Annotated in this window: 13 protein-coding genes; 6 read left to right on the top strand and 7 right to left on the bottom strand. The window is 61.1% G+C overall.

The features are described from left to right. Positions 1-166: 166 nt before the first annotated feature. The 3 genes from GH769_RS26650 to GH769_RS26640 are packed head-to-tail and all read left to right on the top strand — an operon-like array spanning position 167 to position 3,582. A complete protein-coding gene (locus GH769_RS26650; protein ID WP_019819986.1) occupies positions 167-1,462 on the top strand; it encodes a murein hydrolase activator EnvC in 1,296 nt (431 codons plus the stop codon). Between the two features lie 30 nt (positions 1,463-1,492). Continuing rightward, positions 1,493-2,806: a S41 family peptidase gene (locus tag GH769_RS26645; RefSeq protein WP_020302395.1), complete on the top strand. Its 1,314-nt coding sequence runs from the start codon at positions 1,493-1,495 to the stop codon at positions 2,804-2,806. A gap of 2 nt (positions 2,807-2,808) precedes the next feature. Beyond that, positions 2,809-3,582, top strand: a complete 774-nt coding sequence (locus GH769_RS26640; RefSeq protein WP_019819983.1) for a divergent polysaccharide deacetylase family protein — start codon at positions 2,809-2,811, stop codon at positions 3,580-3,582. Positions 3,583-3,718: 136 nt separating this feature from the next. Here GH769_RS26640 and GH769_RS26635 read toward each other — a convergent pair whose 3' ends face one another. The 7 genes from GH769_RS26635 to GH769_RS26605 form a co-directional block, all read right to left on the bottom strand. Continuing rightward, positions 3,719-4,474 (bottom strand): ABC transporter substrate-binding protein, encoded by a 756-nt coding sequence (locus GH769_RS26635; protein WP_014716515.1) that lies wholly within the window; start codon positions 4,472-4,474, stop codon positions 3,719-3,721. Positions 4,475-4,540: 66 nt separating this feature from the next. Continuing rightward, the gene (gene hisF / locus GH769_RS26630; protein ID WP_003187786.1) at positions 4,541-5,311 is read right to left on the bottom strand and encodes an imidazole glycerol phosphate synthase subunit HisF; all 771 of its coding nucleotides are present in this window, start codon (positions 5,309-5,311) and stop codon (positions 4,541-4,543) included. A gap of 9 nt (positions 5,312-5,320) precedes the next feature. Next, on the bottom strand, positions 5,321-6,058 hold the full coding sequence (hisA, locus tag GH769_RS26625; protein WP_003187784.1) for a 1-(5-phosphoribosyl)-5-[(5-phosphoribosylamino)methylideneamino]imidazole-4-carboxamide isomerase: 738 nt from the start codon (positions 6,056-6,058) through the stop codon (positions 5,321-5,323). 39 nt (positions 6,059-6,097) lie between these two features. Continuing rightward, positions 6,098-6,355, bottom strand: a complete 258-nt coding sequence (locus GH769_RS26620) for a DUF2164 domain-containing protein (RefSeq protein WP_014716514.1) — start codon at positions 6,353-6,355, stop codon at positions 6,098-6,100. Beyond that, positions 6,355-6,993, bottom strand: a complete 639-nt coding sequence (gene hisH / locus GH769_RS26615) for an imidazole glycerol phosphate synthase subunit HisH (protein WP_014716513.1) — start codon at positions 6,991-6,993, stop codon at positions 6,355-6,357. The genes GH769_RS26620 and hisH overlap by 1 nt, the downstream gene beginning before the upstream one ends. After that, positions 6,993-7,589, bottom strand: a complete 597-nt coding sequence (hisB, locus tag GH769_RS26610; RefSeq protein ID WP_003187781.1) for an imidazoleglycerol-phosphate dehydratase HisB — start codon at positions 7,587-7,589, stop codon at positions 6,993-6,995. The genes hisH and hisB overlap by 1 nt, the downstream gene beginning before the upstream one ends. Before the next feature lie 292 nt (positions 7,590-7,881). Beyond that, the gene (locus GH769_RS26605; protein ID WP_014716512.1) at positions 7,882-9,543 is read right to left on the bottom strand and encodes an OFA family MFS transporter; all 1,662 of its coding nucleotides are present in this window, start codon (positions 9,541-9,543) and stop codon (positions 7,882-7,884) included. A 326-nt stretch (positions 9,544-9,869) separates the two neighbouring features. Between GH769_RS26605 and GH769_RS26600 the strand changes: the two genes are divergently transcribed. The 3 genes from GH769_RS26600 to GH769_RS26590 are packed head-to-tail and all read left to right on the top strand — an operon-like array spanning position 9,870 to position 13,419. Next, positions 9,870-12,086, top strand: a complete 2,217-nt coding sequence (locus tag GH769_RS26600) for an AsmA family protein (protein ID WP_032901809.1) — start codon at positions 9,870-9,872, stop codon at positions 12,084-12,086. Continuing rightward, positions 12,083-13,150: an A/G-specific adenine glycosylase gene (gene mutY, locus GH769_RS26595; RefSeq protein ID WP_032901808.1), complete on the top strand. Its 1,068-nt coding sequence runs from the start codon at positions 12,083-12,085 to the stop codon at positions 13,148-13,150. The genes GH769_RS26600 and mutY overlap by 4 nt, the downstream gene beginning before the upstream one ends. Then, positions 13,147-13,419 carry an oxidative damage protection protein gene (locus tag GH769_RS26590; protein ID WP_014716509.1) on the top strand — a complete coding sequence of 91 codons (273 nt, stop codon included), beginning with the start codon at positions 13,147-13,149 and terminating at the stop codon, positions 13,417-13,419. Before mutY ends, GH769_RS26590 begins: the two co-directional genes overlap by 4 nt. Positions 13,420-13,476 lie beyond the last annotated feature (57 nt).

The raw sequence follows: 13,476 nt of genomic DNA, 5'->3' as shown, positions 1-13,476 counted from the left end.
GGGCAAGCCCGCTCCCACATTGGTTTTGTGGTGTTTGATAGATGTCTTTTTGCCATACCATCGCCACTCGGCGGCTATCTTGCCCTACCGCCCCAATTGGGCGTTTTTTTTGCAGCGCTTGGCGGGCATACTAGGCCGTCCTTTTCCCCTGGTGTCGCCCGCCTCTATGCTTCGCGCCTTGATCACCCTTGCTCTTGTCTGCCTGCTCCAACCGGCATTTGCCGATGAGCGCGCACAAACCCAACAACAGTTGGACGCTACGCGTCAGGACATTACCGAGCTGAAAAAACTGCTCGGCAAGCTCCAGGAAGAAAAATCCGGGGTGCAGAAAGACCTGCGCGGCACGGAAACCGAGATGGGCAAGCTGGAGAAGCAGGTCCAGGAGCTGCAAAAAGAACTAAAGAAGAGCGAGTCGGAACTGGAGCGACTCGACGCTGAGAAAAAAAAACTCCAGAGCGCACGCGTTGAACAGCAACGCCTGATCGCGATCCAGGCCCGTGCCGCGTACCAGAGCGGCCGCCAGGAGTACCTCAAGCTGCTGCTCAACCAGCAGAACCCGGAAAAATTCGCCCGTACCCTCACCTATTACGACTACCTGAGCCAGGCACGCCTGGCGCAATTGAAGGGGTTTAACGAAACCCTGCGCCAATTGGCCAATGTCGAGCAAGAGATTGCCGACCAGCAATCGCAACTGCTCGACCAGAAAACCGCCCTCGACACCCAGCGTGATCAGTTGGACAAGGTGCGCAAGGAACGCCAGCAGGCCCTGGCCAAGCTCAACAGCGACGTAAAAGCCCGCGACGCCAAGCTCCAGGCCCGCGAGCAGGACCAGGCCGACCTGGCCAAAGTCCTCAAGACTATCGAAGAAACCCTGGCCCGCCAGGCACGCGAGGCCGAAGAAGCGCGGCAAAAAGCGCTGATCGCCCAGCAGGAAGCCGAAAAAAAGCGTCAGCGTGAGGCCGAACTGGCTGCCACCAGCGACGCTCCGGCCCCGCGCAAACCGGCGCGTGCAGCCCCTGGCCCGCTGGTTTCCAGCAGTGGCGAGTCCTTCGGTGGCCCTTTTGCTTCAGCTCGGGGCAAACTTCCATGGCCGGTTGATGGTCGATTACTGGCACGCTTTGGGGAAACCCGTGGCGATGACACCCGTGCCAAGTGGGACGGCGTGATGATCAGCGCCTCTGCCGGCAGCCAGGTCCACGCCGTGCATGGTGGGCGCGTGGTGTTCGCCGATTGGTTGCGGGGCGCCGGCTTGCTGGTGATTCTTGACCACGGTAATGGCTATTTGAGCCTTTACGGCCACAATCAGACACTACTCAAGTCGGCAGGTGATGTTGTAAAAGCCGGTGAATCCATCTCCACTGTCGGTAACAGTGGTGGTCAGGACACCCCGGCGCTGTACTTTGCTATTCGTCAGCAGGGCCGCCCGAGCGACCCTGCACAATGGTGCCGGTCCCAAGGATAGGGTCGCATCTACATTAGGAGTTCGTTCGACATGCTGCATTTGTCCCGCCTCACTTCGCTGGCCCTGACGATCGCTCTGGTGATCGGCGCGCCTCTGGCTTTTGCCGACCAGGCCGCACCGGCTGCACCTGCCATGGCTGCGACGACCAAGGCGCCATTGCCGCTGGACGAGCTGCGCACCTTTGCCGAGGTCATGGACCGGATCAAGGCAGCGTATGTCGAACCCGTAGACGACAAGGCCCTGCTGGAAAATGCCATCAAGGGCATGCTCAGCAACCTCGACCCGCACTCCGCCTACCTGGGCCCGGAAGATTTCGCCGAGCTGCAGGAAAGCACCAGTGGTGAGTTCGGCGGCCTGGGCATCGAAGTGGGCTCCGAAGACGGCCAGATCAAAGTGGTCTCGCCCATCGACGACACCCCAGCGTCCAAGGCCGGCATCCAGGCCGGCGACCTGATCGTGAAGATCAATGGCCAGCCGACCCGTGGCCAGACCATGACCGAAGCCGTCGACAAGATGCGCGGCAAGCTCGGCCAGAAGATCACCCTCACCCTGGTACGCGACGGCGGCAACCCGTTTGACGTGACCCTGGCCCGTGCGACCATCACGGTCAAGAGCGTGAAGAGCCAGTTGCTGGAGTCGGGCTACGGTTACATCCGTATCACCCAGTTCCAGGTCAAGACCGGCGACGAAGTGGCCAAGGCCCTGGCCAAGCTGCGCAAAGACAACGGCAAGAAGCTCAACGGCATCGTGCTTGACCTGCGTAACAACCCAGGCGGCGTGTTGCAGTCGGCGGTTGAAGTGGTCGACCACTTTGTCACCAAGGGCCTGATCGTTTATACCAAAGGCCGGATTGCCAACTCCGAACTGCGCTTCTCGGCCACCGGCAACGACTTGAGCGAAAACGTGCCGTTGGCGGTGCTGATCAACGGCGGCAGCGCCTCGGCCTCGGAAATCGTCGCCGGCGCCCTGCAAGACCTCAAGCGCGGCGTGCTGATGGGCACCACCAGCTTCGGCAAAGGCTCGGTGCAGACCGTATTGCCGCTGAACAACGAACGCGCACTGAAGATCACCACGGCGCTGTACTACACGCCTAACGGCCGCTCGATCCAGGCCCAGGGCATCGTGCCGGACATCGAAGTACGCCGCGCCAAGATCACCAACGAGATCGATGGCGAATACTACAAAGAGGCCGATCTGCAAGGTCACCTGGGCAATGGCAACGGCGGCGCCGACCAGCCAACCGGCAGCCGCGCCAAGGCCAAGCCGATGCCCCAGGACGATGACTACCAACTGGCCCAGGCACTCAGCCTGCTCAAGGGCTTGAGCATCACCCGCAGCCGTTGATCATGCGCTTTGCCCTGATCTTCGCTGTGCTGTGCAGCCTGGCAGGGGTCGCTCAAGCGGCCCCTGCCGGCGAACCGCACAAAGCCTACCTGACGCTTATCATCGACGACCTGGGGCAAAACCTGCCTCGGGATCGTCGCGTGCTTGCGCTACCCGGCCCGGTGACCGCCGCCATCATGCCGGACACGCCCCACGCCGCCGAATTCGCCCGTGAGGCCCACAAGGCTGGCAAGATCGTGATCCTGCACATGCCTATGGACCCGGCCACCGGCCCATTCGCCTGGCACCCGGAGCTGTCCATCGAAGAACTGGGCAAGCGCCTGGACGCGGCATTTGAAGCCGTGCCCTACACCGCCGGTATCAACAACCACATGGGCAGCCGCATGACTGCACAACCGGTAGCGATGGCCTGGCTGATGGGTGAGTTGCAACGGCGTCACAAGTTCTTCGTCGACAGCCGCACCAGTGCGCAAACCGTCGCCGCCGCCGAGGCACAGAAGATCGGTTTGGCCCATGTGTCGCGGGATGTATTTCTCGATGACGAACGCACCGAGGCAGCGATTACCACGCAACTGCAGACCGCGATCAAACTGGCACATAAGCAGGGTTCGGCAGTCATGATCGGGCATCCTTACCCACAGACGCTGGCGGTGCTGGAGCGCGAATTGCCCAAGCTCAAGGCCCAGGGCGTGGAGTGGATCGATATCAAGTTGATGATCAGCGTGCGCAGTAATCGGGCGATGGCCGGGCATGGCAAGGACGGTATTTACCGTTAAGGAAGATCGCAAAGATCTACTGTGGGAGCGGGCTTGCCCGCGATGGCGGAGTGTCGGTCACACAGGTATTGGCTGATCCAATGTTATCGCGGGCAACCCCGCTCCCACATTGTTGATCATGTTCATCCTGCCGACTTCAGAGGTAACGCGCCATGATTTCGTCTATACGGCCGCTGTTGCGTAACTCATCCAATGCGGCCTGGAGCCTGGCCACCACCTCATCCGGCACGTCCTTGTTCAACGCCAGGTAAAGCTGCGCACTGTTGAACCGCAACACCGTCTTGAGCCCGTTTACCCCCACCTGCCGCGCCAGGTAACGCCCGGCAGGATCGCCGGTGGCCCACAGGTCGATCTGGCCTTCCATGAGCTTTTGCGCATTGTCCTGGTCACGCAGGGCGACCATCGGCTTGAGCCCCTGCTTGTCGAGGCTTTCGGCAATGGCGTCGCCTTTGTAGGCGCCAATCTTGTAGCGGCGCGCTTGCTCCAGGCTTTCTAGCTGAATCTTGCTGTCGGCCTTGGCCAGCAGTACCCAATCATCCGGGCCGATGGGGCCGACCCATTTGAACAAGGCTTCACGGTCTGGCAGACGCGCCATCACAAACACACCGTAACCGGGTTTTTCCAGGGCGAGCTTGTAGATTCGTTCCCACGGGAAGCGCAGGGTCAGGTTGTAGGAAATGCCGGCACGCTGGAAGGTTTCGCGCATGATGTCTACGGCGATGCCTTCGATGTTCTCGTCCTTGGCGAAGTTCTTGCCGTTTTTCGCCATGTTGTAGGGCGGAAAATTTTCCGTCAGCAACACCAGGGAGGCGTCAGACGGTTGTTCGGCGTGTGCCGTAGCCGCCATGAACATGGAGGAACTGGCGAGGGCGAGCAGCAGGTGTTTGAACATGAAGGCTACCGGAATCCATGGCAAGCGCAGAGAGTGCCGCGAGCCTGCCATGGTGTCCAGCAGCGTTTAGCGCACGACGATACCGCGCGCCGCCATATAGGCCTTGGCCTCGGGCACGGTGTATTCACCAAAGTGAAAAATACTCGCCGCCAGCACCGCGCTGGCATGGCCTTCGAGCACGCCATCGGCCAAGTGTTGCAGGTTGCCGACGCCGCCCGACGCGATCACCGGGATGCCCAGGGCATCACTGATGGCGCGGGTGACGCCCAGGTCGAAACCGTTTTTCATGCCGTCCTGGTCCATGCTGGTCAGCAGGATTTCACCGGCGCCCAGGCCTTCCATCTTCATCGCCCACTCCACCGCGTCCAGCCCGGTAGGCTTGCGCCCGCCGTGGGTGAAGATCTCCCAGCGCGGGGTTTCGCCCGGGCCGGACACCTTTTTGGCGTCGATAGCCACCACGATGCATTGCGAGCCGAAGTGTTGCGCGGCTTCGCCGACAAACTCAGGGTTGAACACGGCGGCGGTGTTGATCGAGACCTTGTCCGCACCGGCATTAAGCAGGTTGCGGATGTCTTGCACGGTGCGCACGCCACCGCCCACGGTCAGCGGGATAAATACCTGGCTGGCCATGCGCTCGACGGTATGCAGCGTGGTGTCGCGGCCATCGACGCTGGCGGTGATGTCGAGGAAGGTGATCTCGTCGGCACCTTGCTCATCGTAGCGACGGGCGATTTCTACCGGGTCGCCGGCATCACGGATGTTCTCGAACTTGACGCCCTTGACCACACGACCGTTGTCGACGTCCAGGCAAGGGATGATGCGTTTGGCCAGCGCCATGGTCAGTCCTCAGCCGTTGTAGGCGTCGCAGTAAGCCTGAGCTTCGGCGACGTCCAGGGTACCTTCATAGATCGCACGGCCGGTGATGGCGCCGATAATGCCGGGAGCCTTGGCGTCCAGCAGCGACTTGATGTCACCCAGGTTGTGAATGCCGCCCGAGGCGATCACCGGAATCTTGGTGGCCGCTGCCAGGGCTGCGGTGAACGGAACGTTGCAGCCCTGCATCATGCCGTCTTTGGCGATGTCGGTATAAACGATGGCAGACACGCCGTCGGCTTCGAACTGTTTGGCCAGGTCGATCACCTGCACGGTGCTGATTTCAGCCCAGCCATCGGTGGCAACAAAGCCGTCTTTAGCATCCAGGCCGACGATAACCTTGCCGGGGAACGCGCGGCAGGCTTCGGCGACGAAGGCCGGGTCTTTCACGGCCTTGGTGCCGATGATCACGTAGCTCACGCCCGCCTTGACGTAGTGCTCGATGGTTTCCAGGGAGCGGATACCACCGCCGATCTGGATCGGCAGGTTCGGGTAGCGTTTGGCGATGGCGGTGACCACCTCGCCATTGACCGGCTGGCCTTCGAAGGCGCCGTTCAAGTCCACCAGATGCAGACGACGGCAGCCCCCTTCTACCCATTTGGCAGCCATGCTCACCGGGTCATCGGAGAACACCGTGGAATCTTCCATGCGGCCTTGGCGCAGGCGGACACAAGCGCCGTCCTTGAGATCGATAGCGGGGATAATCAGCATCTGGCAAACCTTATTCGATATTCAGCAATGCTTGGGAAATCAGGGTTTCTCAAGCGACCACAAGTCGCTTTCGATGCTTTCGAACCTTTCCTTAAGGAGCGTCTGCGTGTCGAAAACCGCCCTGTTGTAATAATGCGGCGCCACTTCGGTGGTGAACAGCTCAAGAATCTCGGCGACCTCGAACGAACCCAGCTTGAGCTCGAAGCGGTCTTCCATGAAACGTTTGATCTTGTCGGTGGCCGCACGCTCCTGCTCGGGCGTGAGGTTCAAGATCGGCGGCTTCGGTTTCTTGGCCATTACCAGCGACCATCCCACGCGGCGAAGTTCTGCAGCAATTGCAGGCCATGGGTATGGCTCTTCTCCGGGTGGAACTGCACGGCAAAGCGCGAACCATCGGCCAGCGCGGCGGCAAAATCGACGCCGTAATGCCCGCCACCCACCACCTGGCGCGGGTTACCGGCGGCGATATAGTAGCTGTGCACGAAGTAGAAACGCGCCATGTCCGGGATGTCGTGCCACAGCGGGTGGTCGACGGTGCGGCGCACTTCGTTCCAGCCCATGTGCGGGACTTTGAGGTGCTCGCCCTCTTCATGCAGGTCTTTGCCGAAGAACTTCACCTGGCCCGGAAACACCCCGATGCAGTCGACACCGCCGTTCTCTTCACTGCTGTCGAGCAAAGCTTGCATGCCCACGCAGATACCGAGGAAGGGGCGGTCCTGGCTGACTTCGCGCACCAGGCTGTCAAAGCCCAGGCGGCGGATCTCGGCCATGCAATCGCGAATCGCGCCAACGCCAGGAAACACCACGCGGTCGGCTTCGCGAATCACGTTGGCATCGCTGGTGATCAGCACCTTGCCGGCACCTACATGCTCAAGGGCCTTGGCCACCGAGTGCAGGTTACCCATGCCGTAATCGATAACCGCGACCGTCTGCATTACAGAACGCCCTTGGTCGACGGCATTTGCCCGCCCATGCGCTCATCGACTTCCACAGCCATGCGCAACGCGCGGCCGAAAGCCTTGAACACGGTTTCGATCTGGTGGTGGGTGTTGGTGCCGCGCAGGTTGTCGATGTGCAGGCTGACCAGTGCGTGGTTGACAAAGCCCTGGAAGAATTCCTGGAACAGGTCAACGTCAAAGCCACGGCCCACGTTCGCGCGGGTGTAAGGCACGTGCATCTGCAAACCCGGGCGGCCGGAGAAGTCGATGACCACCCGGGACAGCGCTTCATCCAACGGGACATAGGCATGGCCGTAGCGACGGATGCCTTTTTTGTCGCCGATGGCCTTGGCAAACGCCTGGCCGAGGGTGATGCCCACGTCTTCCACCATGTGGTGGTCGTCGATATGCAGGTCGCCTTTGCCGACGATATCCAGGTCGATCAGCCCGTGACGGGCGATCTGGTCCAGCATGTGCTCAAGAAAAGGGACACCGATATCGAATCGGGCCTTTCCGGTGCCATCCAGGTTGATCGAGGCTTTGATCTGGGTTTCCAGAGTGTCGCGCTCGACAGATGCCTTACGTTCGGCCATCACCAGCTCCGCAAAATCATTGGGCGAAAAAGGCAGCCATTATAGGGGCGCAGGCGCTAAACAGAAACAACGAAGGGGATAAGACTGACGAGTTGGAGCGAGGAATGTCGGGGATAGACATGTGCATACATGTGAGCATGGGCTTATGTGGGAGCTGGCTTTTGTGGGAGCTGGCTTGCCTGCGATAGCATCACTGCGAGGCAACTGGTACACCGAGGTGCCTGTATCGCAGGCAAGCCAGCTCCCACATTAGCCCGGCCCCACAGGAGCCGGGCCCACCCTTATTGCGGTGTCAGTGGAACAGTACCGCCGTCTTCTGCAGGGTCACCCACACACCCCACGCCAGCGGAATACCCACTACCAGCCACGCGGCAATCGCCAGCGGCTTGCTGGCGGCGGAGGCCTTCCACTCCAGCACGGTGGTGGCATCGGCACCTTTGTCATGGCCCAGCGCCTGTTCGGCGGCAAGTTCTGCATCAGTCATGAAGTACTTATCGGCCACCGGGCGCACCAGCAGGTTGCAGATGAAGCCCAGCACCAGCAAGCCGGCGAGGATGTACAAGGTGATGTCGTAGGCCGCGGCGCGTTCAACGCCGATGCTCAACTGGTATTCACGCAGGTAGTTCACCAGCACCGGGCCCAACACGCCCGCAGCGGCCCAGGCGGTCAACAGGCGACCGTGGATCGCGCCAACCATCTGGGTGCCGAACAGGTCGGCCAGGTAGGCCGGAACCGTGGCAAAACCACCGCCGTACATCGACAGGATGATGCAGAACGCCGCCACAAACAGCGCCACGTTGCCCAGATGCCCCAGGTTCGGGATCAGCGCGTACAGGGCAAAGCCCAGGGCGAAGAACACGAAGTAGGTATTTTTACGCCCCAGGTAGTCAGAGAACGAGGCCCAGAAGAACCGGCCACCGATGTTGAACAGGCTCAACAGGCCGGTAAAACCAGCGGCAATGGCTGCAATGGAGGCCAACTGGCCCGCATCCAATTGGCCGAATGGCACATCAACACCCAACAACTTACCGCCGAACACTTCCTGCAGCAGCGGCGAGGCCATGCCCAAGATGCCGATACCGGCAGACACGTTCAGGCACAGCACCAGCCATACCAGGCGGAACTGCGGGGTTTTCCACGCCACATTCACATGCACGTGACGGTGAGTGATCATCGCATTGCTGGCTTTTTTCGCCGGCGCGGTCCAGCCCTCAGGCTTCCAGCCGGTCGGCGGTACGCGATACAGCAGGGCGCCACCGATCATGAACACGAAGTAAATCGCCGCCATGACCACAAAGCTCTGCCATACGCCCACGCTGGTGGGCGAAGAGAAATGGCCCATCAGTGCCGCAGCCAGGGGCGCACCCACCATCGCGCCGCCGCCGAAGCCCATGATCGCCATGCCGGTCGCCATGCCGCGCTTGTCCGGGAACCACTTGATCAAGGTCGAAACGGGCGAGATATAGCCCAGGCCCAAGCCGATACCGCCAATGACACCGGAGCCGATCCACATCAGCCAGATCTGGTGGGTATAGATACCCAGCGCCGAGATCAGCAGGCCACCGCACCAGCACAACGCCGAGACAACGCCGGCCTTGCGTGGCCCGGCATGTTCCAGCCAGCCGCCCCAGATCGCTGCCGAGCAGCCCAGGAAGATGAAGAACAGGGTGTAGATCCAGCCCAGCATGGAGATGGGCCAGTCACATTGGGACGAGAAGACTTGGGCGATAAAGCTCATGTCCGGCGCGCAGGCCACCGGTGCGGTGATACCCAGCGCCTTGGACAACGGCAGCCAGAACACCGAGAAGCCGTAGGCCATGCCGATGCACAGGTGGATGGCCAGGGCGGCCGGTGGAACCAGCCAGCGGTTGAAGCCCGGCTTGGCGATGATGCGCTCCTTGGACAGGAACGCAGGCTGTGCGGCGGCAGTGCCGGCCACAGTGCTAGTGCTCATTGGTGTTTCCCCCAGTTATTGGTATGCGTCCGTCAGGCGCTCTCTCCCTCGGCCTTGCACGCAAAGCGTGGCCGTTTTGTTGAGTGAAGCTCCCTTTTAGGCGCGACCTTAAGTCGCAGAAGGCGGACGAACGTGCAGAGATTAGCACCAGTGGATGACAGAAAAATCAAACTGCCACTACCTTTTTTGGATTATCTGTATTTTTCTGACGTCAAAATCCCATTTCCACGCCGGTGGATACAATGTAACGATCCGTGAACTGACGCCGGCCTTCGGGCGTTATACTCTGCGGCTAAATTTTGAATTCGACATACAAGGACTCGCCCATGAAAGCGTTCGGCAAAATCCTGGGTCTGGTACTTCTGGGGCTGTTGCTGATCATTGTGGCGCTCGGCTTTGCCCTGACCCACCTTTTCGATCCCAACGACTACAAAGAAGAAATTCGCCAGATAGCCCGCGACAAGGCCCACATCGAGCTGACGCTCAATGGCGATATCGGCTGGAGCCTTTTCCCCTGGCTGGGCCTGGAACTGCACGAGGCCAGCGTCGCGACCCTGACCGCACCCACCCAACCTTTCGCCGACTTGCAGATGCTCGGCCTGTCGGTACGCGTACTGCCACTGCTGCGCCGCGAAGTGCAGATGAGCGATGTGCGTGTCGAGGGCTTGAACCTGCGCCTGAACCGCGACAAACAGGGCCACGGCAACTGGGAAGACATCGGCAAGAACCTGCCCGACGAAACCACAGGCACCCCCGCTCCCGCGCCAGTCGAACCCGTGGCTGAAACCAAGCCGGAAAAGCCGCCGCAGCCGATCCGCCTGGACATCGACAGCCTGACCATCAACAACGCTCGTGTTGAGTACACCGATGAACAGACCGGCAAGCAATTGAGTGCCGAGAGCATCCAACTGAGCGCCGGAGCCATCCACGAAGGCGCCAGCATTCCGCTGAAACTCACGGCGTTCCTGGGTAGCAACCAGCCGCTGATGCGGGTCAAGACCGAGCTGAACGGCAACTTGCGCATCCAGCGGGCCCTCAAGCGCTACCAGTTCGAAGACATGCGCTTAAGCGGTGAAGCCACCGGCGAGCCGCTGCAAGGCAAGACCGTGAGCTTCTCTACCCAGGGCCAACTGCTGGTGGACCTGGCGGCCAACGTCGCCGAATGGACCAACCTGAAACTGGCGGCCAACCAATTGCGCGCCTTGGGCGAACTGAAAGCCAATGACCTGGACAAAACCCCGCAGATCAGCGGCGCCCTGTCGGTTGCCCAGTTTGACCTGGCCAAGTTTCTTGAGAGCATCGGCCACCCACTGCCAGCCATGGCCCCAGGTAGCCTGAGCAAGGTCGAGCTGGTGAGCCGCCTCAAGGGCACGCCCACCAGCGTCGCCCTGGAAGACCTGAACCTGAAGCTCGATGGCAGCACCTTCACCGGCCGCGTCGCCGTGGATGATTTCGCCAAGCAGTCCCTGCGTGTGCAGCTCAAAGGCGATACCTTCAATGCCGACAATTACCTGCCGGCCAAATCCGAAGCCGCTAAAGGTGCAACCGCTGCACGCCAGGCCGAAGTACAGAGCAGCGAGGCCGGCGCCATGGCGGCAGGCGGCAACACACCATTGCCCGAGGCGCCGACCAAAGGTGCCTGGAGCAATGACAAACTGCTGCCGCTGACGCGCCTGCGCAGTCTGGACGTGAATGCAGACCTGACCTTTGGCGAGCTGACCCTTAGCCAATTGCCCATTCAAAATGCGGTGCTTAAAGCCTCCGGCATTGACGGGCAACTCAAGCTCGACACCCTTAGCGGCGGCCTCTACAACGGCACGTTCCAGGCCAACGGCACACTCGACGTGCGCCAGGACACGCCAGTGCTGGCCCTGCAAAGCCACATCAAGCAGGTACCTGTTGAACGCATCCTGCAGGCCCAAGGGAAAACTCCGCCGGTCAAAGGCCAGCTCACCCTCGACAGCAACCTCAGCGGCCGCGGCAACAGCCAGAAGGCCCTGATCGACAGCCTCAACGGCAACGCCAGCCTCGTGATCAACAACGGTGTGCTGCTCAATGCCAACATTGAGCAGCAACTGTGTACCGGCATCGCCCTGCTCAACCGCAAGACCCTGAGCACCACGCCAGGCGGCAAGGACACGCCCTTCCAGGAACTGCGCGGCAACCTCACGTTCCGTAACGGCGTGGCCAGCAACCCCGACCTGAAAGTGCGCATTCCTGGCCTGACGCTCAACGGCAACGGTGATGTGGATTTACGTGTGCTGGGCATGGACTACCGCGTCGGCATCATCGTTGAAGGCGACAAGCGCGACGTGCCGGACCCGGCTTGCCAGGTCGGCGCCAACTTCCAGGGCATTGAGGTACCGCTGCGCTGCCGTGGCCCGCTGGAGCTGGGCGCCAAGGCCTGCCGTCTGGACAAGGACGGCCTGGGCCAGGTCGCCCTCAAGGCGGCCGGCAATCGCCTGAACGAGAAGCTGGAAGAGAAACTCGACAAGGTTAATCCCAAGCTCAAAGACGCATTGAAAGGCCTGTTCAACCGATGAAAAACGAGCAGTTTTCACAGGCGGTGCTGGACTGGTACGACCGCCACGGCCGCCACGACCTGCCCTGGCAACAGGGCATCACGCCGTACCGAGTGTGGGTGTCGGAGATCATGCTGCAACAGACCCAGGTCAGCACCGTGCTCAATTATTTCGACCGTTTCATGGCGTCTCTGCCCACGGTCAAAGCCCTGGCCGCCGCGCCGGAAGACGAAGTGCTGCACCTGTGGACGGGCCTGGGCTACTACACCCGGGCGCGTAACCTGCAAAAAACCGCCAAGATCGTTGTCGCCGAATACGGCGGTGAGTTTCCCCGCGACGTCGAAAAGCTCACCGAGCTGCCGGGCATCGGCCTGTCCACCGCTGGCGCGATTGCCAGCCTGAGTATGGGCCTGCGCGCGCCGATCCTAGACGGCAACGTCAAACGCGTGCTGGCGCGCTTTACCGCGCAAGAGGGTTACCCTGGCGAGCCCAAGGTGGCCAAGCAGCTGTGGGCCACCGCAGAGCGCTTTACACCCCATACCCGCGTCAACGCCTACACCCAGGCAATGATGGACATGGGCGCCACGCTCTGCACCCGCAGCAAACCCAGTTGCTTGTTGTGCCCGCTGGAAAAAGGCTGCGAAGCCCACATGCTCGGCCTGGAGACGCGCTACCCGATCCCCAAGCCGCGCAAGACCATCCCGCAAAAGCGCACGCTGATGCCGATGCTGGCGAACGCCGAGGGCGCGATCCTGCTTTACCGTCGCCCGTCTACGGGCTTGTGGGGCGGCTTGTGGAGCTTGCCGGAGCTGGATGACCTGGGCGACCTTGACCACCTGGCCAACCAGCATGCACTCGCGCTGGGCAAGCATCAGGAACTGCCGGGGCTGATCCACACCTTCAGCCACTTCCAGTTGGCCATCGAACCCTGGCTGGTCCAGGTCGAGGAAACCGCCCATCACGTGGCCGAGGCCGACTGGCTCTGGTATAACCTCGCCACCCCGCCGCGCCTGGGCCTTGCCGCCCCGGTAAAAACATTGCTCAAGCGCGCGGCCGACGTATTGAACGCAGGAGTTTCGTCATGACCCGCACCGTTATGTGCCGTAAGTACAAAGAAGAACTGCCAGCCCTGGAACGTGCCCCTTTTCCGGGTGCCAAAGGCCAGGACATCTACGATAACGTTTCCGCCCAGGCGTGGGCCGACTGGCAAAAACACCAGACCCTGCTGATTAACGAAAAACGCCTGAACATGATGAACGCCGAAGACCGCAAATACCTGCAGGGCGAAATGGACAAGTTCTTTTCCGGCGAGGAATACGCCCAGGCCGAAGGCTACGTCCCACCTGCTCAATAATTGATCAAAAACCGGGGTCGGCACGTAAGCGACGGTAATAATTAAATATTTTTTGAA

Source organism: Pseudomonas sp. CFSAN084952, from assembly GCF_009648855.1.
Lineage (GTDB): Bacteria > Pseudomonadota > Gammaproteobacteria > Pseudomonadales > Pseudomonadaceae > Aquipseudomonas > Aquipseudomonas paracarnis.
The sequence above is the reverse complement of the archived record's forward strand: the minus strand, read 5'-3'. Positions and strand labels throughout refer to the sequence as shown.